The 17,473-nt window shown below is 68.0% G+C and carries 17 protein-coding genes and 1 tRNA gene; 10 read left to right on the plus strand and 8 right to left on the minus strand.

What is annotated here, in order from left to right; translation table 11 throughout:
* Position 1 precedes the first annotated feature (1 nt).
* On the plus strand, positions 2-760 hold the full coding sequence (locus tag KI385_RS15355) for an HAD family hydrolase (protein WP_238572779.1): 759 nt from the start codon (positions 2-4) through the stop codon (positions 758-760).
* On the opposite strand, the gene KI385_RS15360 is transcribed toward KI385_RS15355, so the two are convergent.
* Positions 744-2,210, minus strand: coding sequence for a N,N-dimethylformamidase beta subunit family domain-containing protein (locus tag KI385_RS15360; protein ID WP_238572780.1), 1,467 nt, complete (start codon positions 2,208-2,210; stop codon positions 744-746). The two genes, KI385_RS15355 and KI385_RS15360, sit on opposite strands and share 17 nt — an antisense overlap.
* Positions 2,211-2,314: 104 nt before the next feature.
* Here KI385_RS15360 and KI385_RS15365 point away from each other — a divergent pair, with 104 nt between their 5' ends.
* Together KI385_RS15365 and KI385_RS15370 are read left to right on the plus strand one after the other, a co-directional pair.
* Positions 2,315-3,184, plus strand: a complete 870-nt coding sequence (locus KI385_RS15365) for a class I SAM-dependent methyltransferase (protein ID WP_238572781.1) — start codon at positions 2,315-2,317, stop codon at positions 3,182-3,184.
* Positions 3,181-3,948 (plus strand): N-acetyltransferase, encoded by a 768-nt coding sequence (locus KI385_RS15370; RefSeq protein ID WP_238572782.1) that lies wholly within the window; start codon positions 3,181-3,183, stop codon positions 3,946-3,948. Before KI385_RS15365 ends, KI385_RS15370 begins: the two co-directional genes overlap by 4 nt.
* Here the strand turns inward: KI385_RS15370 and KI385_RS15375 are convergent.
* Complete coding sequence (locus KI385_RS15375) at positions 3,908-5,044, minus strand: hypothetical protein (protein ID WP_238572783.1); 1,137 nt, start codon at positions 5,042-5,044, stop codon at positions 3,908-3,910. The genes KI385_RS15370 and KI385_RS15375 overlap by 41 nt on opposite strands.
* A gap of 181 nt (positions 5,045-5,225) precedes the next feature.
* Here KI385_RS15375 and KI385_RS15380 point away from each other — a divergent pair, with 181 nt between their 5' ends.
* The 5 genes from KI385_RS15380 (at position 5,226) to KI385_RS15400 (ending at position 8,742) form a co-directional block, all read left to right on the plus strand.
* Positions 5,226-5,813 (plus strand): hypothetical protein, encoded by a 588-nt coding sequence (locus KI385_RS15380; RefSeq protein ID WP_238572784.1) that lies wholly within the window; start codon positions 5,226-5,228, stop codon positions 5,811-5,813.
* 273 nt (positions 5,814-6,086) lie between these two features.
* On the plus strand, positions 6,087-6,845 hold the full coding sequence (locus KI385_RS15385) for a class I SAM-dependent methyltransferase (protein ID WP_238572785.1): 759 nt from the start codon (positions 6,087-6,089) through the stop codon (positions 6,843-6,845).
* A 105-nt stretch (positions 6,846-6,950) separates the two neighbouring features.
* The gene (locus tag KI385_RS15390; protein ID WP_238572786.1) at positions 6,951-7,286 is read left to right on the plus strand and encodes a Pepco domain-containing protein; all 336 of its coding nucleotides are present in this window, start codon (positions 6,951-6,953) and stop codon (positions 7,284-7,286) included.
* A gap of 10 nt (positions 7,287-7,296) precedes the next feature.
* On the plus strand, positions 7,297-7,803 hold the full coding sequence (locus KI385_RS15395; protein WP_238572787.1) for a caspase family protein: 507 nt from the start codon (positions 7,297-7,299) through the stop codon (positions 7,801-7,803).
* Between the two features lie 48 nt (positions 7,804-7,851).
* Positions 7,852-8,742, plus strand: coding sequence for a hypothetical protein (locus KI385_RS15400; protein WP_238572788.1), 891 nt, complete (start codon positions 7,852-7,854; stop codon positions 8,740-8,742).
* Between the two features lie 72 nt (positions 8,743-8,814).
* Here the strand turns inward: KI385_RS15400 and KI385_RS15405 are convergent, their stop codons facing one another.
* The 5 genes from KI385_RS15405 to KI385_RS15425 form a co-directional block, all read right to left on the minus strand.
* The gene (locus KI385_RS15405) at positions 8,815-10,287 is read right to left on the minus strand and encodes a glycosyltransferase family 39 protein (protein ID WP_238572789.1); all 1,473 of its coding nucleotides are present in this window, start codon (positions 10,285-10,287) and stop codon (positions 8,815-8,817) included.
* Positions 10,288-12,489: 2,202 nt separating this feature from the next.
* The gene (locus tag KI385_RS15410) at positions 12,490-12,870 is read right to left on the minus strand and encodes a hypothetical protein (protein WP_238572790.1); all 381 of its coding nucleotides are present in this window, start codon (positions 12,868-12,870) and stop codon (positions 12,490-12,492) included.
* Between the two features lie 120 nt (positions 12,871-12,990).
* Positions 12,991-13,689 carry a hypothetical protein gene (locus KI385_RS15415; RefSeq protein WP_238572791.1) on the minus strand — a complete coding sequence of 233 codons (699 nt, stop codon included), beginning with the start codon at positions 13,687-13,689 and terminating at the stop codon, positions 12,991-12,993.
* Between the two features lie 89 nt (positions 13,690-13,778).
* Complete coding sequence (locus tag KI385_RS15420) at positions 13,779-14,447, minus strand: hypothetical protein (RefSeq protein ID WP_238572792.1); 669 nt, start codon at positions 14,445-14,447, stop codon at positions 13,779-13,781.
* A 684-nt stretch (positions 14,448-15,131) separates the two neighbouring features.
* The gene (locus KI385_RS15425; protein WP_342593522.1) at positions 15,132-15,671 is read right to left on the minus strand and encodes a DUF4192 family protein; all 540 of its coding nucleotides are present in this window, start codon (positions 15,669-15,671) and stop codon (positions 15,132-15,134) included.
* 377 nt (positions 15,672-16,048) lie between these two features.
* On the opposite strand from KI385_RS15425, the gene KI385_RS15430 reads away from it, so the two are divergent.
* Both KI385_RS15430 and KI385_RS15435 read left to right on the plus strand, forming a co-directional pair.
* The gene (locus KI385_RS15430) at positions 16,049-16,333 is read left to right on the plus strand and encodes a hypothetical protein (RefSeq protein WP_238572794.1); all 285 of its coding nucleotides are present in this window, start codon (positions 16,049-16,051) and stop codon (positions 16,331-16,333) included.
* A gap of 171 nt (positions 16,334-16,504) precedes the next feature.
* Entirely contained in the window at positions 16,505-17,179 is a 675-nt protein-coding gene (locus tag KI385_RS15435; RefSeq protein ID WP_281066981.1) for a tyrosine-type recombinase/integrase, read from the plus strand.
* 150 nt (positions 17,180-17,329) lie between these two features.
* On the opposite strand, the gene KI385_RS15440 is transcribed toward KI385_RS15435, so the two are convergent.
* Positions 17,330-17,403, minus strand: a tRNA-Ile gene (locus KI385_RS15440).
* Positions 17,404-17,473: the final 70 nt, after the last annotated feature.

Raw genomic sequence — 17,473 nt, forward strand, 5'->3', positions numbered from 1 at the left:
GATGCCGTCCGGTCCGCCGCCGCCCGGTCCCCCGCCCGGTCCACTGCCCGGTCCGCCGGCCGTCCGCGGAGTGATCTTCGACTTCTACGGCACGCTGGTGCGGATGGTGCCACCGCTGCCGCCCAGCCACCACTCCCTCTTCGCCCGCCGGGGCCTGACCGAGGCCGCCGTGCGGTGGGGCGATCAGTGGACGGTCGGGCCGCGGGACGGTGAGCAGCATGCGGCCCACTCCGTCGACGAGGAGACCTACCGGGCCTGGGAGCTGGACCGGCTGCGCCGGCGGGCGCACTCCTGCGGCGTCCCGGAAAGCGAGCTGGACGCGCTCGCCGCCGAGCTCGACCGGGCGATGAAGGATCTCCGGCTGGCGCTCTTCGACGATGTGCCGGAGGTGCTCGCCCGGCTGCGGGCGCGGGGCCTGGTGGTGGCGGTCTGTTCCAACTGGTTCTGGGATCTGGACCGGGCCATCGAGGGCGTCGGCCTCGCCGGGTTGGTGGATGTGGCGGTCACCTCGGCCCGCGCCGGGGCGCGCAAACCGCATCCGCGGATCTATCAGGCGGTACTGGAGAGCTGCGGACTGCGCCCCGAACAGGCGCTGTTCGTCGGGGACATGTGGAAAACGGATGTGGTGGGCCCGCTCGCGGCCGGAATGCGGGCCGCGCATCTGTGGCGTCCGGACCGCGCCGTCGAGGGGGTGGCCCCGCCGGTGCCGGACGGGGCCGCGCGGATCACCTCGCTGTGTGCGCTCACCGATCTGCTGTAGCCGGGCCGGCCAGCCGGTCCAGCACATTACGGGTCACCCGTACGACCCCGGCGTCCAGTTCACGGCCGCAGACCACCGGCCAGTCGGTGGTACCGGCCGTGAACACCGTGCCGCCGGCGGTGTAGAGCCCCATGGTCGCCGCGCGCGGGCCGGTGATCTCCGGCTCCCTCTCGGGGCAGTTCCAGTGCCCCCACTTCAGGTGGTGGAAGTCGTCATGGACCGGATCCAGGAGGTAGATGCCCAGAATGAGAAAGGACTCGGGGGTGCCGTCCACCCCACTGGCGCGGGCGATACCGTCCTCGTCGCGGACGAAGGCGGCACCGTCGCACTCGTACCCGATCAGCGCGGTCCCGGCACCCAGCGCGTCCGGGGGGCCGCCGTCCGAGCCGTCGCGCAGCCCGGTCCCCTCGTACACCCAGTGATCGGCGTGCTGCACCCGGTATCCCGCCCGGGGCCGGTCGCCCGGCCACTCCCCCGGCCACATGCCGCCGTTACGGAAGCTGACCCCGGTCAGCGCGTTCTCCGGCTCACCGACCCCGTCGGGCGGCGCCGGCCACCACAGATCCGTCGCCGGAAGGTGCGGGTAGACCTCCCCGACATGGTGATCGGTGTCCGAGACGAAGGCGGTGTTCCCGGCCACCGGATGCACCCGCCACCAGCAGGTGTTCGCGCTGAAGAACGCCACATTCCCGCCCTCGCGCACGAACGCCGCCACCCTCGCGCGCATCGCCGCGCTCCAGTACTCGTCGTGCCCGACGCTGAGCAGCAGCCGGTAGGACGTGAGGAGTTCGGGGTCCTCGTGCAGATCGAGGTCGGTGCAGTACTCGACGTCATAGCCGCCGCGCTCCAGCCAGGCGATGAACGGCGCGTCCCAGTAGGCGAGATCGATGACGCCGCCGGGCCGGTGCAGACTGAGCCGGTGCCCGCGGGGCCGGCCGGGGCCGCCCTCCTGGTAGACGGGGTTGTCGTAGAGGCTGCCGGCGCGCTGCGCATCCGCCCGGTCCGAGCGGTTGTAGGCGTGCCGGGTGAAGGTCGACTTCTTGTACAGGATGCGGGCGTTCCGGCCGGGGTGCCGGGGCCGGACGAGGAAGAACTCCCGCTCGTGGCCCTCGATTCCGGCATCGTCCAGCAGCGGTACGGCCCGCGCGCGGCGGTCGTCGCCCTCGATGAAATGGGCGAGGTAGATGCCCGGCGGCCAGTCGTCCGGTACGGGAATGCCGTACGGCGGCCAGTCCCAGGCGACGGCGGGCGACGCATGATCCGCGACGCCGTCGGGGTGCGGCGGCGGGGGCGCGTACACCCCCGGGAACGGGCCGGACTCCGCCATGAAGGCGAGCTCTCTGCCCAAGCGGTAGAAACGCACGCGGAATTCATCGGCGTCCGTCGAGATATGAAGCGTCAGATTCCGGCCGGCTATCACACTTTCCCGGTCCACATAACCTTCGATCACGCGCGTCATGCTAGACGCCACCACACCACAGGGTAAATGCCGGGATCCGGCCCTCCTGGGTCGAATTCAGGACACCATCGAATTCAGGACAACGGAGGCATGAGATGGGCAGTGAATTCCGGGTGCGCGAACTCGTACTGGGCATTGAGGGGCTGGCTCTGCTGCGCCATGCGATGGACGCCGACGAGAAGTTCCTTGAGGAACGGGTGGCGGAAATACTCGCCTTCGCCTCGGGACGGGGCGCCCCTTTACCGGACGGCGGGGCGGCGGTCAGCGAACTCGACGCCGCGGCCGGCTATGCCGCCTGGTCCACCGTCTACGACTCGCTGCCGAGCGCCTCCATCGAGGTCGAGGAGCCGGTGGTCCACGAGCTGCTGGACCGCGGTCCGGTGGGCACCGCCCTGGACGCGGCCTGCGGCACCGGACGGCAGACGGCGGCCCTGACGGCCCGCGGCCACCGCACCATCGGCGTCGACCAGTCCCCGGAGATGCTCACCCGGGCCCGCCACAACGCCCCGGACGCCGAGTACCGCCACGGCCGTCTCGAAGAGCTGCCGCTGGACGACGACTCCGTCGACCTCGCCGTCTGCTCCCTGGCCATGACGCATCTGCCGGACCTCACCACGGCCGTCGCCGAACTGGCCCGGGTCGTCCGCCCCGGCGGCCGGATCGTCCTCTCCGACATGCACCCCTTCGTCATCTCGCTCCAGGGCCAGTGTCTGTTCGTCAAGGGCGCCGGCCAGCTGGCCTTCGTACGCAACCACGTACACCTCCCCAGCAGCTATTTGACCGCCTTCACCAAGGCCGGACTGAGCGTACGGAGCTGCCATGAACCGGTCTTCAACGGCCGTCTGGCACCGGGCGGTTACGAGGAATCCATCGCCGACGCCGCCCGCGCCGCCTGGGAGGGAATTCCGCTCGTCATCGTCTGGGAGGCAGTGAAGAGCCGGCAGGGCGAAGCGAGCGGCGCATGACCATGGAGATCGTCCGCCACTCCGAACGCCCAGAACTCTGGGACCGTATCCCCGAAGAATTCGCCGGCGTGGTCCCCGAATACAACCTCCACGGCGATATCAACGCGGACTTCTGGACCCGGCTGTTCTCCGATTTCCCGGACCATCAATTCGTGCTCCACGACACGGAGAGCGACGCCATCCTGGGCGCCGGGCGCACCCTCCCGCGCACCTGGGACGGCACCCCCGAAGGCCTGGGCACCGGCCTCGACGCCTCCATCGCGGCGGCCTTCGCCGACCACGACGCCGGGGCCGAGCCGGACGCCCTGTGCGCCCTGGGCATCGAGATCCCGCACGCCCACCAGGGAAAAGGGCTGTCCGGCGCCCTCCTCCGGCACATGACACAGATGGCCCGCGCCGACGGCCTCTCCCATGTGATCGTGCCGGTCCGCCCCACCTGGAAGGACCGCTATCCGCTGGTCCCCATCGAGCGTTACGCGGCCTGGACCCGCGCCGACGGTGCGCCCTTCGACCCCTGGATCCGCACCCAGGTACGGCTCGGCGGCACCATCGCGGCATCCGTCACACAGTCGTCACGGATCACCGGCACGGTGGCCGAATGGGAGTCCTGGACCAAGATGGCGTTCCCCGATGACGGGGCGTATGTCTTCCCGGGCGGCCTGGACACCGTGCTCATCGACCGGGAACGCGATCGGGGTGCGTACTGGGAACCGTGTGTCTGGATCACCCACGAGGTGCGGGGCCGGGCCGCGCCCCCGCCGTAACGTCATCAAGCAGCAGGCCGCCGCAGCCGACCGCGCTCTCGGCGTATGCCGCCAGCAGCTCGGCATGCGCCGGGAGCACCTCGGGACGCCGGTCCGGGGACAGCCCCGCCGGGCCGACCGTGGACAGCGCCGCGGCCCGCAGCCGCGCGCCACCGGCCCGGCCGCCCCTGGGGCGCGGGGCATGGCGACGCGCGGCGTCCTCGGCCTGCCTGCCCAGCAGCAGACAGTGGATCCACAGCTCGTCCGCGAAGCCCGCGCCGAACAGGCGCCGTACCTCCCCCTCCGCATCCGCCGGCCGGTGGCGCCGTGCGATCTCCCGCACCTGCCCCTCCGTGAGGCCGGTGGCCGGCAGCGCCTCCTGCCACCTGGTGTGCCGCCGGGGATCGGCGAGCGCCTCCGGCCCGGCCGGCCGCAGATACCCCTCCCCGTACCGCATGTACGGCAGCCAGTCCAGCTCCTCCAGAACCCACCCGTGGCACAGCAGCGGCCGGGCATCCGCGGCACCGACCGGGCAGGCGGCCAGTCGAACCCCCTGTGCCGCATGCCCGTTGATGCTGCTGGTGCCGATGTGCTCCACCACATTGGGTACGGCCAGCAGCCCCGCCCGGCCCGCCGTACGGAGGAAGGCGGCCATCACCTCGTCGTCATGGCGCTCCGTGCTGTCCTGGGCGAACCGCCGGAATCCGGCCGCCTGTTCCGCGGGCAGACAGATGGCCAGCGTCGGAGCGAACTCCTCGGGAACGGCGCGGACCCAGCCCGCGCCCGCCAGCGCGGCCAGCCGGGCCGCGGAGCCGTTGCGCGCATGCCAGTTGGTGTAGAAGATCAGGGCCTCGTCCGGGAACCGCGCCACGGACCCGGCGACGAGGTCGAGCAGCTCGCGGGGCGCGGCCACATCGTCCTGTACGACCAGATGGTGACTGGCCTCCGGGGACGCCGCCGACCACGCGACCAGCGCGGTCCGTAACGCCGACGGCGCACCCTCCGGATCCGGGTCCATCGCCAGCCCGCCGAGACCGAGCCGGGCGGACAGCGCCGCGGCCTGCTCCCTGCGCACCGGATGCGTCATCACGGCCGAACTGACCCGAGCTGCGCTCACCAAGCACTCCTCACCTCGCCGGCAGGGCGCCTCATCGTGGCAGATCAGCACCCCGCCCCCGGGCCCCGAGGCGAACAACGGCCGGATCCCGCCGCCGGGCAGCCGATCTCATCCCCAAGTTTTTAGAGATACCTCTCTAGAACGATGCCGAGCTTCACATCCCCCGGACACCATGCCTCTTGTGAACACCGACAATCCGACACTCGATACGCCCACCACCGCCGCCACCCCTTCGCCACCGCCACCGCCCCGCTGGGCGATCCGCACCGCACACCTGACCGTCGCCTGCGTCCTCCCCTCGTCCCTGTGGCGACTGGCCCTCGCAGCAGGCGTTCCGCTGGGCTACAGCGCGGCCGTGCTGCGGCAGGACTACGACTCCCCCGGCTGGGGCACGCTGTACATGATCGCCCTCAGCCTGCTGTCCGAAGCGCTCGCGTTCCTCACGCTCGGCCTCGTCCGCCCCTGGGGTGAGGTCGTCCCGCGATGGCTGCCGCTCCTGGGCGGACGCCCGGTCATCCCCAAACTGGCCGTGACCGCCGCCGCCATCGGCGCGACGCTCCTCTTCCTCCTCTGCACCGCGCTGCCCCTCGCGCAATGGCTCCTGCTCGACCACCTCGACAACGGCCCGCACGGCGCTCATCTCGTACTGATGCAGGCCTGCTACCTCCCCCTGATGGCCTGGGGCCCCCTCCTCGCCGCCGTCACGCTCTCCTACCACCGACGCCACCGCGGCCACCGCAATCAGCACAGCCACCACAGCCACCAGTGAACCGGCCCTGGACAGCCGCCGTTCGACAACAGCCCGCCCTGGCCGGCACCCCCCGGAAAATCCCCAAGAAACCCACCTGACCGCTACTCGGAAAGCCTCCGTGACGGGCTTCGACGGCGACACGGACGACCGCACGTACACACCTGCGGCTCGTCCCCTCCCCCTCCCTCCCAGCCCTCGCAAACGCCTGCCCACGCCCTCACCCCAAGGGCCCTGAGCTCGGCTTTTGCCTCGTTCGGCCCTACCGTCTCCCCCACACGGAAGGGGACTCGCATGGACCGGAACATCCGCACGGTCGACGATGTACTGAAGCTCCTTGACGACCTGTTCACGCCGGAAGCCGACCGCTGGACGGCTGACGCGGCCACCTGGTGGGACGGCTTCTACTCCGACCGCTCCAGGCCGGTGCCGTTCTTCGTGGCGAAGCCGGACGAGAGTCTGGCCTCGTACCTCGACCGATGCCTGATCACCCCGGGCCGGGCTCTCGATCTGGGCTGCGGTCCGGGCCGTAACGCCCTCCATCTGGCCTCCCTGGGTTTCCGGGTGGACGCCGTCGACCTCTCCCCGACGGCCGTCGCCTGGGGCGAGGAGCGCGCCCGCGAGGCCGGGGCCGACATCCGGTTCCACTGTGGCGACGCCTTCACCCTCACCGCGGCCGAGCTGGGCGGCCCGTACGACCTGATCCACGATTCGGGCTGCTTCCACCATCTGCCGCCCCACCGCCGCATCAGCTACCTCCGCCTCCTCGACCGCAGCCTCGCCCCCGGCGGCCATCTCGCCCTCACCTGCTTCGCGGCCGGAGAGATGGGCTCCGAACTCCCCGACGCGGCCTTCTACCGCCAGTCCCGCCTCCACGGCGGACTCGCCTACACGCCGGAGTCCTTGCGCTGGATCTTCTCCGAGCTGACGGAGGTGGAGCTGCGCCGGATGCACGACGAACCGCCCGAGTCCCCGTACTTCGGCGAGTCCTTCCTCTGGACCGCCCTGTTCCGCCGCGACAACCCTCCGGCTCCTGACCAACCGTTCAGCTGACCGAGGCACGCGCAGCCGGGCCGATCGCCCGCCTCAATCCCGCCACTCACCAGGTGAACCGACCACGTTTTCACTAGAGTTGACGCATCGGACGAGGGGGACGTCATGCAGGAATCCGAATCACCGCTCAGCGAACCGACGCTGCCTTTCTGGGTGTCGTTCGACGACGAGAACGAAGAGCCCAGGGACTCGATGGGGCTTTTCGGGGACAGCGGGGACACCGCCTTACGGAACGTACCGCTGGGACCTCTGCGCAAGAACCTGGCCGAGGCGGTGGACGCGCTGCAGCAGCTGTTCACCGATGTCGCCGCGCGCGGCGGGCCGCTGCCGCTGCGCGAGGCACATCTGTCCTTCCAGGTGACCGCGGCCGGCGGGGTGCAGTTCATCGGGACGTCCCAGCTGCAGAGCAGCCGCGGCATCGTCCTGGTCTTCAAGCAGTGACCGGCCGGCCATGGGGCGCCACCGAGCCCTGCTGATCGGGGCGAGCGACTACGAGATGCGGGGAGTCCAGCCGCTTCCCTTCATCCCCGGTGACCTGAGGCGCCTGGGATCCGTACTGGAGTCACGCGGCTTCCAGGACGTCCAGGTGCTGGCCGCAAGGGCCGACGGAAAACAGATCTCGGCGAACTACGTGAACGCCCGCGTCATCGGCTTCCTCAGGCGCGCACGGCGCGGCGACACCCTGTTCATCCTGTTGAGCGGACACGGAGTGCACGCCCGGGGCCGCGACTTTCTGGTGCCGGAGGACATCGACGAGGACATGCACCCCTTCGAATCGGGGTGCGTGGCGATCGACTGGCGCCGGCATCTCGACGAGACCCTCGCCGAGCATGTGGTGATCCTCATCGACGCCTGCCGGGAAGGCATCCATCAGGACTCGATGGGCGTCGCGGGTGTCCGGGAGTGGGGCAAGCAGGAGATCGGTGCGGCGCTGCGCCGCAAGGTGGCGTATGTGTAGGCATGTTCGCCCGCGCAGCTCGCGCTCTTCGTACGCGCCCATGAAGCGGTGCCGCCCGGAGCCGATCACGGCACCAGGCCCGGCGAGTCGTTCAGCCTCTTCTCCCGGTCGGTGTCGGATGTGGTGGCCCGGCTGCCCGGTACCGAGGCGCCGGCCTTGGACGAGTTCATGGAGGCGGTCCAGGACCGGGTGACGGAGCTGCACCGCGCCTACCGGAAGAAGGGCCGGCCCCAGATCCTCCGGCTCGTCACCGACATCCCCTCCGACAACTTCTTCTTCCTCCCAAGGGCCGGCCGGCCGGCGCCCTCGGCGTCACCACCGGTATCGCCGGCCGCCCCCCTCCCGGCACCCCCGCACGATGCTTCAGCCATGGGACTGGGGACGACATCCACAAGAACGCCCGGTCCGCCACCACTCGTGCACCCCGACCCGCCGCCCAAGGCCACACGGTCGAGGGCCAGCACGCCGACGACCTCGCGGCGTGCCTCCTCACCGGCCGCGACGCCCGACCGCCGTCGCCCTTCGTGGATCCGGCGCGGCATCGTCGCGGCGACCGTGCTTGCCGTGGTCACCGGCGGACTTGTCGGCGTCCGGCAGTGGACCCGGACCCAGTACTACGTCGGCGTGGTGGGTAGCCATGTCGCCGTCTACCAGGGGCTGAGCCAGAAGCTGGGATGGATCCAGCTCTCCGACGTCCAAGAGGACCACCCCGAGATCGAACTCGAATACCTCCCCGGTTACCTGCGCAATCAGGTCAAGGAGACGATCGCCGTGGACAGCGTCGGCCAGGCCCGCACCCGGGTCCGGGAACTCGCCGTCCAGGCCTCCGCCTGCAAGAAGGATGCCGCGCGCCGCGAGTTCAAGGCCGGCAGTGGGACGACGCCCCCCAGCCTGACGACCGAGGAGCAGCAATTGATCCCCCAGTGCGAAGGCTCGTGAGCCATCGGAGCAAAGATCCGGCGCGACGGCCGGCACCGGGTCATCGCGTGGTCAACCACGACCAGGCATCGATCAGTCGAGAGAGGCAGCCCTGGATGCGGGGCGTTCCCGCTCACGTCGCTCGTAGACGCTCACCCGGCGGCCCCGTTCGTTACTGTCCGAGCGCCGCACGAAGTGTTCGTCCAGAACACGCTGCTTGGCGAGGTCGCGTGCGGAGTCGGCTTGGCTCGGTCCAGGATCGGTGACGAGCACTATGCGCCGTGCGCCCAGCATGGCCCGCTCTATGTCGCGTGGTTCGGCCTCTATGCCCTTCAACGTGCCTGACTCCACCGGCCCCTGGGCCAGGGCAAGATCCCGCAGGCCTGCGAACTCTCGGGGCGAGACAAGGGCGGTGTCGCGGCGCGCGGCGGGAATGTAGAGGACGCCGTCGGTGGCGTCGCGGACATGACCGACCGTGGCTGCCGCGGTGAGTACGTCGTCGACACGGCTCTGTTCGGTACGCAGGCGGAACTCGATCGGGAGAAGCGCCAGGAGCGCCAGGGCGACGGCGACGGGGAGCAGCACGCGGGCGTGTGTTCTGAGACGCGCGGCGATCGTGGCCAGTAGGGCGCCGATGAGGAGTGCGAGACCTACGTACGCGAACAGCACATAGCGGGTGATGTAGAGAGGTTTGACGAGCGAGACCAACGCCAGGCCGACCTGCGGCACCGCACAGAGCGGGAGCGCGACGGCTGCGAGGTTCACGCGTGTATGCGGCACTTCCTCACGCATGCGCTCTGGCACACGTGCGTGCGGCAGGCGCGTACAGAGGGCTGCCAGCGTTACGGTGATCAGCACACCGAGCACCGTCGACCAGCCGAGCGGCTTGATCCAGGAGACCTGCGAGGCTTGGGCCCGGCTGACCAGGATCAACGGCAAGGCCGCAGCAACAGCCCCGGAGGCGGCAAGCGCCCACCCGACAAACCGAGTTCGGCCAGGGCGGACGTACACCACGGTGACGGCATGCGCGACAAACGCGAGCAGCGAGAACCAGTTGAGCAACGCGGCGATCAGCGTGGCCGCCGCATAACAGGCCCACCGCCGACCGTCCGGCCGCTCAAGGCCGCCTACCAGCAGCCAGGTCGCGAGCACCACGAAGGCGAGGACAAGGGCGTACGGCCGCCCCTCTTGGGCGTACTCCTGGACTGCTGGAATGACCGCCAGGGCGAGCCCTGCGCCCATCCCGACCCAGCGATCCGAGAGCCGGGCGCCGACCAGCGCGGTCAGTCCGCACGCGGCGGCCGTGGCGAGCACCGAGGGCAGCCGCAGGGTGACCAGACTGTCGCCGAAGAGGGCGAACACCCCGTGCATCACCGCGTAGTAAAGGCCATGGACGACGTCGACCTGACCGACCATGTGCCCTATCTCGGCCAGCGACCGATGCGCTACCTGCCAGGTCGCCGCCTCATCCCGCCACATGCTGTGCTCGCGCGTGATGCCCCACAGCCCGAGAGCGAGCGCGAGGACGGCCGGACCGGCGCAGATGGATATGCGACCATGCCGCACTGTTCCCCCAATGAGTGATGGTGTCAGGCGCGGTCCGGCAGCCCGACCGAACGCCTCGGCGGCATCCAGGTCATTGGTGCCGCGTCATTGAGCCTTCTCGCCGACGGGAGTGGCTCATCCGACCTTGGGGCGACCCGAGGCACACCCCGATGCGTCGGTGGTCGGCGCCGGCTCGGATTGCCGCGCCGATATGCCAGAAGGCGATCTTCCGGAACCAACACCATTCGCCACGAGGGCTCCCCCAACCCAGTACAGGAACGACAGCTGGAGCGTTCCGTCAAGTCGACGAGGGAGAGCCTCACTTGGGCTCGGCGACCGCCCCCTCGCCAAAGAATCTACGTGACATGGACATATTTCACACAGCCACACCGCAGTCAGCTACAGGTTCCGACGAAGGCCACGCCGAGACCTGCCCATTTTCAAAAAAATGCCCCATTGGCAATCTTCTTCACCAAGGGCGCGTTTCACCCCAGGAACAGCTTCCGACGGACCTACGCCCGACCGAATCCGACAAGCGCGATGAGAGGGCAGATCTATCGCCAACCGCCTTCTACGAGATAGGTCCTCAGAACAGTGACGGACAGCACGATCAGCCGCCCGCTGTCGGTGTCGTGCCGCACCTCGCTGCAACGCTGTCGCTGCTCGCGAAGAACGGCATCAAGGTCGTCAAGGAGAGGCTCGGCCGCTCCTCACGCCAGATCACCTCGGACACCCGTACGAGCGTCCTGCCGGGGGTGATGCGCGCCAAGGCCGAGTCCGTCACCTCTGTGGTCCCCCGAGAAGTCCCGGACGAGGTGCACAGCCCGCTGGAGATCCCCGGCACGGCCAGGCAGCGATCTCCTCGGGGAGATCAGAACGACCGGGCGGGGCCAGGACCAGGCTGCGAACGCCACCATGGGATCACTCGCCACTGCCGCAGGGGCTGCCGTACCCCGGATTCGCCCGCGTGTCCCCGGCGTGCCCCCCGCGTGTCCCCTGGATCTTGGTCCAGCGGGGTGCAGAAGGGCCGCCACGCTCGCGTGGCGGCCCTTCGTTCTGCGTTCCCCCAGGTAGAAAGGATCTTCGCCCTGGGAGCCGGAGTGGGGCGGGTGGGACTCGAACCCACGGCCGACGGATCATGAGTCCTTCGAGGATCGTCCGCGATCTTCCCGATCCTGCCGCACCTTTCCCGTTTCCGCAGGTCAGAGCTGCATTCTCGTGCGGACCAGCTCTAGCCTTTCCTGATCCTTCCCGGTCGTTCCGGCCCCCTGCAGGCTCCTGGAAGGCCCCTGAGCCGTGCCCCTAAGCACTGAGCGGAGGTGCTGCGGCGTCTCTTCGCGCACGAGGGCGCTGGTCACCACTGTGCGTGTGAGCCACGCGGAAGATGAGAGCAGCGGAGTGCCTTACCGACGAAAAGGGCCCCGCCCTCTTCGCCCGAGGTTGGAGCCGCGCGGCTTCATCGCAGGTCAGCCGCCTGACCACAGGTCAGCCGGTGACGCCCTGCCGGTGGATCTCCCCGCCCAACGTCGGGTCGTCCGTCACTGCCTCCCTGCCCTTCGACGACGCCTTCGAAGGCGTCAGCAGCCTGCAACTGGCCAGGAATCTCGAAAGGGCAAGCCCACCACCCTGCGCCTTTACCAAACCAGCCTCGCAGTCACCAAGGACACCATCGTCGCAAAGACTCCCGCCGGTACCGACTCCAGCCTGAAGGCGGCCCTCGCCTTCACCGACGCCCCCACGACGTTCACCACCGTCGACCTGACCGGCACACCAGGCACCGGCCGGCAAACCCTGACAGCACCCCTCGCCGCTTACGCCGGCCACACCATCATCCGCCTCAGCCTGCACATCACCGCCGCGGACACGAACCCTCCTACGAACTGCGCATCGGCCAGATCGCCGTCCACGACAGCCCCTTCACCACCCCACCCCCACCCACCGGGCCGGCCATCATCCTCGGCTCACTCGCCACCGATCCCGAGAACACCTGCAAGATGTTGCGCCTGGCCTGGCACTCCGCCACTGCGGACACAGCGCACCAATACGAGGTCCGCCAGCGCGGCACCCTCGCCGCCCCGGACACCTCCTCGGCGGCACCCCCCAGCGATGTCCAGCGCCCCCATCATCTGGTAGCACCCACGTACCCGGCACCCTCATCGCCGCTGGCGGCGTTACCCGACCGAGGCCATGGCGCCCCGGCGGACGCAGCCCCTGCCAGGCTGCTCAGGGATACGTGCCTGTGACATACCGCCATTTCCCCGATTCGGCGCTGTGTTGCAGAGCGGCTTTGACCTCTTCCTCCACGGCCCTTTGGCCCTCCTCGGGCATCTTGCCGTCACTTAGGGTCTCTGCCAGGCCTATCGCTGCGAGCGACTCCTTGCCGGTCTGGGCCTGGATGTTCATGCCCACGAACGGCTTGCTCAGCTTGCCTTGGCGGTCGACGCGCATCTTCATCTTGGTGTCCTCGACGATGGTTCCGGCCTTGCTCCAAAGCTGCGGGTACTTGTCCGTCAACTCCTGGCAGAGTTCTTTGAGTTGTGTCTTCTGCTTCTCGCTGGCCTGGATTCCCTTGAATTTTTCGCCGTCCGTCCGCTTGATGGGCATCTTCAGTCGTTCCTTCCGTTCCGGCGCTGGTCGAGCACTCCTGACCCTCGTTGGGCGAGTTACCCGATCTGACACCTTCCGGGTCGCCAGACAATCCCTAAGTCTTGGCGGGAAGGCGCGTCACCATTTTTCGATGAGGCGGCTGGTGAGATTATCCCCACGTTTGACAGCGGTTGCCCATGTGGCTCCTTCGGGCCAACTCCAGGAGCCTGTGTTCTCGTCGAAGTGGACTTTCTTTTCTTCGCCGCTGGCACTTGCATCGATCAGTACGCCTGGTGACAACGCACTGTCGACAACGGTCCCCTTCTTGATTTTCGCATCATCGGGCGACTGGGAGACCGTGAGCAGCATCTTCTCGACGGCCCTGAGGGTGGTCGTCGCATGGCTGGTCAGAGGGTTTTCGCAATAGGGAGCGTGTTCCAGGGAGATGTCGGCTACTGAGATCTGCCCCGCCAGGCCCGTTCGGAGATCTTTCCCGGCGTCATTGACGACAGCCATATGAGAAACGTCCCTATATGTTTCTTTTTTCCCGATCCCCGACTCACTCTCCGCCACGAATTGCTCTCCGTACAACAATTCGTGCGGACTATAGGACGTAAGCGGCTCCTTGTCGTGGCGGGCCTTGGCAATGTAGATCCAGCACTGGCTGTTCCACTCGATCCTGGTTCGGCTTGCATATTCCTCCGTGGCGAACCAGACGAGTGGTTTGCTCTGCCAATGATTGTCGCCTGCTGCTTTGAGGCCGTAGAGTCTAGCCCTTTCGCTTCCGGAGGCTGAAGTGTTCCCGTCGACCACCACGGTCACTTTATATCTGGTCACGCTCCTCCTTTCTCTGGAAGTTTCGACGCTGCGGCTCGTCGATACGACTCCCAAGTGACGCCGGGGCAGAAGCCGTTACCATTCCCGCTTCAGGCCAGCAGTTCAAGTTTCGGCCCAACCACCAGATGCTTGGTGATGTCTTCTTGGGCAGTGATTTTTTTCGCCCACGGCGCACCCGCATCCCATTTCCATGAATTACTCGTACTGAAATTGACCTTCCTTTCCGATGCGCCGGTCACATCGATGAGCAGTCCGGCCGAGAAGGCTTGCGTGATGACCGCCCCCTCGTCAACCGCTTCCGTGGCAAAAATCAGCATGATCTTCTCGACCGGCATAAAAGCATTCGTGCCATCAGCGATGATCTTCGATACGCAGAGCGGACGAAACTCATTGGTGAGCGACGGCCTCTGGGCGATCCCTGTCCTGAACTGAGTGTCATCGAGTCCGTTCATCACCTTGATGGGCTTCGAGGGATCCGGGTCACCACTCACTTCACCCAAACACTTCTTGTTTTTGATTTTCATGGTCTTCCCCAACGTGATATCTCTGGCACTGTACGAGGAGACCGGACCGGACTGTTTGTACGGAGCGGCGTACGACTGGTATTCCGTGTGCCAAGAGATGTCGGTTGTCGTGGTGTAGTCCGTGCTCGCGAACCAGACGATGGGGCTGGTTTGCGAATCTGCGGTCTTCACGGCCTTGAAACCGTAGAGGACATAGTTTGTCATTTCTTCGATGGACTTATCGTCGATCGACACGGTTACAGTAAATTCAGGCATGGGGAACCCTTTCGAGGCAGTTGGTTGGCCGTTCACTCTCTACTAGAAATCCCTGAGCAGCTGCATGCCAACCAGAATTGGTCCGAACGGGCCTCATCGCCGGCCTCATCCCTCGGTGGCCAGACGCGCACACGTACGCCCGGGCGCAGCCAGCGTGTCGCCGACGGCTGTGTGCCACGGGGGAGCTCCTGCTGCTGGGGCGGGCACCTTCGCCCCGGCCGGGCTGCCCACCCTGTACTCGGCCCACATACCTGGCACGTATAGCCACAGGTCGGCGGGGCGGCTCAGCGGCTCAGGGCCCTGACGGCGCTGACGATGCCGCCCCGGTCACTGAGCAAGTGACCAACTGCACGAGGCCGACCGCGGCCCCGTTTCGGGGGTTCCACCGCGAGGTCGTAGCCGCCTCCTGACGTCGCTCCGGGCAGGTGCCGTTTCTCGATCCCCGTATGGGTGGTGCGGATCGGTCCCTGTCAATGCACCAGACGTCGCGGACGTTTTGGGTCTTGTCCCAGGAGCGGGGCAGATATGTGGCGTGGCGGGCGATGGCGCCGACGGGTTCAGGCGGGGTGTTCATGCGCGGGGCTTTCGGGGTGGGGCAGCCCCGGCGGTGCGACGGGGCTGCCGCGGTGGTCATGACGTGTGGGTGTCTGCCTGGTCGGGGGGTTAGATGCCGGCGATGCGTTCGGCTCGGGCTTGGCGTGCGAGAGCGAGGAGTTCTCGGGGGTCTTCGCCGTCGATGGTTCCGAGGTGGATGCCGGGAGCCAGCTCGTAGTCGGGGTCGGTGGCGATTGCCTGCTCGAGTGCGAGGCGGGCGGTGATGAGGTCCTGTTGGCGCCAGGCGACGAACGCGAGCAGGGTGAGGACCGGGACCGCCTCTTGGGCGTACGGGGCGGCGCAGTGGCGGGCGAGGTAGGCCCACAGGCGTCGGGCGTGGAGGAGGTCGTCTTCTTCGGCGAAGGCAGGGCCGCCATCCACGGCTCCGTCGTCTTGGAGACCCACAATGATCCGCGCGGTCAGCTCTTGGCCGAGTTCGGTCGCGCCGTCTCGGAACCGGCGCATTGCGATGTCGATGAGCGCGTGCGTGGTGTCGAGCGCGGCGTCCTGGCCGAGCGGTGTGGCGCACTGCTTTTCGAAGTTGAGGGCGGTGCTGCCGAGGACGGCGAGGAAGTCGCGGTCGGTTGTGGGCTGGAACTCTTTGATGATGTCGTTGGTGCGGGGGCTCCCTCACCTGGGGCACATCAAGCGCCGCGACCTCAAGGTCCGTCACCTCGACCTCATGTACGACGCGATCGAGAAGGAGAACGCCGAGAGGGTTCTCCACCGCCTCCGCGTCGATCAGCTCCAGGAGGATCGCGACGCCGCACACCGGACCTGGGTTAGGGCGGCCGGGAAGAAGGAGGAGCGCCGCGCCGCCCGCCGAGCGTTCCTCGAGGCGAACGCCGCGCTCCGCGAGGGCAAGAAGGGGCTGCGGAAAGTCACCTCCGCCGCCACCATGCACCGCATCAAACGACACGCTCTCCTCCGCCCTGACGTGGGGCATCAAGCGGGAGCAAGCCTTCGCCAAGAACTGGGCACAGCTCGTGGAGCTGCCACCGGTCACCCGACCGAAGCCGCTCGTCCGGACGCCCGAGCGCATCGAACACTGGAAGCGCACCGGCGAGAAGCCCGGCCCGGTCATGGTCTGGACACCGGAGCTGACCGGCCAGTTCCTCGACTTCGTCAAGGACGACTGGCTCTACGAGCTGTGGCACTCGTTCATCTTCCTCGGCCCCCGCCGCGGCGAGATGGCCGCGCCGCCCTGGACGGAGGTCAACACCGATGCGCTCTGGCTGCGAATCTCCCAGCAGATCGTGGATGTCGCCTAGAAGCTGTACGGCGAAGCGCCGAAGTCCGACAGCGTACGCACCCTGTCGCTGAGCCTGGAGTCCGGCGACAACCTGGTCAGCTTCCGCGCGAAGCAGGAGCAGAAACGCCAGGAGTGGGCCGACGCCTACGTCGAGACCGGCCGCGCGTGGACACACGAGAGCGGCGAGGAACTGCACCCCGACTGGATATCGCGACGCTTCACACGCCTGGTGGAACTGTCCGGCCTACCGCCGGTCCGCCTCCACGATCTGCGGCACCTCGCCGCCACGCTGTCCCTGCTCGCCGGCACCGACATCAAGGTGGTCCAGGAGAAGCTGGGGCACTCCTCGCGCCAGATCACCTCCGACACCTACACGAGCCTGCTGCCCGAGATGACGCGGGCCGAGGCCGAGTCGGTCATGGCGGTCGTCCCCCGCGACGTCCCCTTCGAGGTGCGCACCGCGCTGGAGATCCCCGAGACAGCCTGGCAGGGCGACATCGGCATCTTCTTCACCCACGGCGCGCGGCAGTTGGGAGACACCTGGGCCGTTGGAGCGCAGACCCAGCCGGACTCCGATCTCCTCGGGATGACCGAGCTGGCCGGCCGGGGCCAGGAGGACGCGGCCAACGCCTCCGTGAAGTGGATACGCGATCACTGCACGGCCAACGGCCTGGAGCTGGTCCGGGTGGAGAACTTCAACGACCGCTACCCGGAGGAACAGCGGACGGACTTCTCACTCACGCACTTCACTATCGCTCGTTCCAAAGCTCCGCGAGTCGACGGCTGGGCGCTACCGCAGGGCCTGCCTCCTACCGCTGGGAGGTCCGCACGCCGCGCTTCAAGCGGTCGCCGCAAGGCCGCGTAAGCCGTCCCGCCCCCGGATCGGTCCCCGTGTCCCCTGCGTGTCCCCTGGATCTTGGTCCAACGGGGTGCAGAAGGGCCGCCACGCTCGCGTGGCGGCCCTTCTTTCTGCTTCTCCCCCAGGTAGAAAGGATCTTCGCCCTGGGAGCCGGAGTGGGGCGGGTGGGACTCGAACCCACGGCCGACGGATTATGAGTCCGCTGCTCTAACCGGCTGAGCTACCGCCCCCTCACGGCGCGTCGCGCACATTTGTGCGCGCCGTCTGCCGCAGCATAGCTGCTCATACGATCTGCTGCCC

Origin of the sequence: Streptomyces inhibens (genome assembly GCF_022221585.1) — a bacterium.
Classification (GTDB): domain Bacteria; phylum Actinomycetota; class Actinomycetes; order Streptomycetales; family Streptomycetaceae; genus Streptomyces; species Streptomyces inhibens.

What these genes read in the sequence shown, in the direction of transcription:
- KI385_RS15365 (WP_238572781.1), top strand. Translation starts at nt 2,315, where the DNA reads ATGGGCAGTGAATTCCGGGTGCGCGAACTCGTACTGGGCATTGAGGGG.
- KI385_RS15355 (WP_238572779.1), top strand. Translation starts at nt 2, where the DNA reads ATGCCGTCCGGTCCGCCGCCGCCCGGTCCCCCGCCCGGTCCACTGCCC.
- KI385_RS15385 (WP_238572785.1), top strand. Translation starts at nt 6,087, where the DNA reads ATGGACCGGAACATCCGCACGGTCGACGATGTACTGAAGCTCCTTGAC.
- KI385_RS15410 (WP_238572790.1), bottom strand. Translation starts at nt 12,870, where the DNA reads ATGCCCATCAAGCGGACGGACGGCGAAAAATTCAAGGGAATCCAGGCC.
- KI385_RS15395 (WP_238572787.1), top strand. Translation starts at nt 7,297, where the DNA reads ATGGGGCGCCACCGAGCCCTGCTGATCGGGGCGAGCGACTACGAGATG.
- KI385_RS15370 (WP_238572782.1), top strand. Translation starts at nt 3,181, where the DNA reads ATGACCATGGAGATCGTCCGCCACTCCGAACGCCCAGAACTCTGGGAC.
- KI385_RS15390 (WP_238572786.1), top strand. Translation starts at nt 6,951, where the DNA reads ATGCAGGAATCCGAATCACCGCTCAGCGAACCGACGCTGCCTTTCTGG.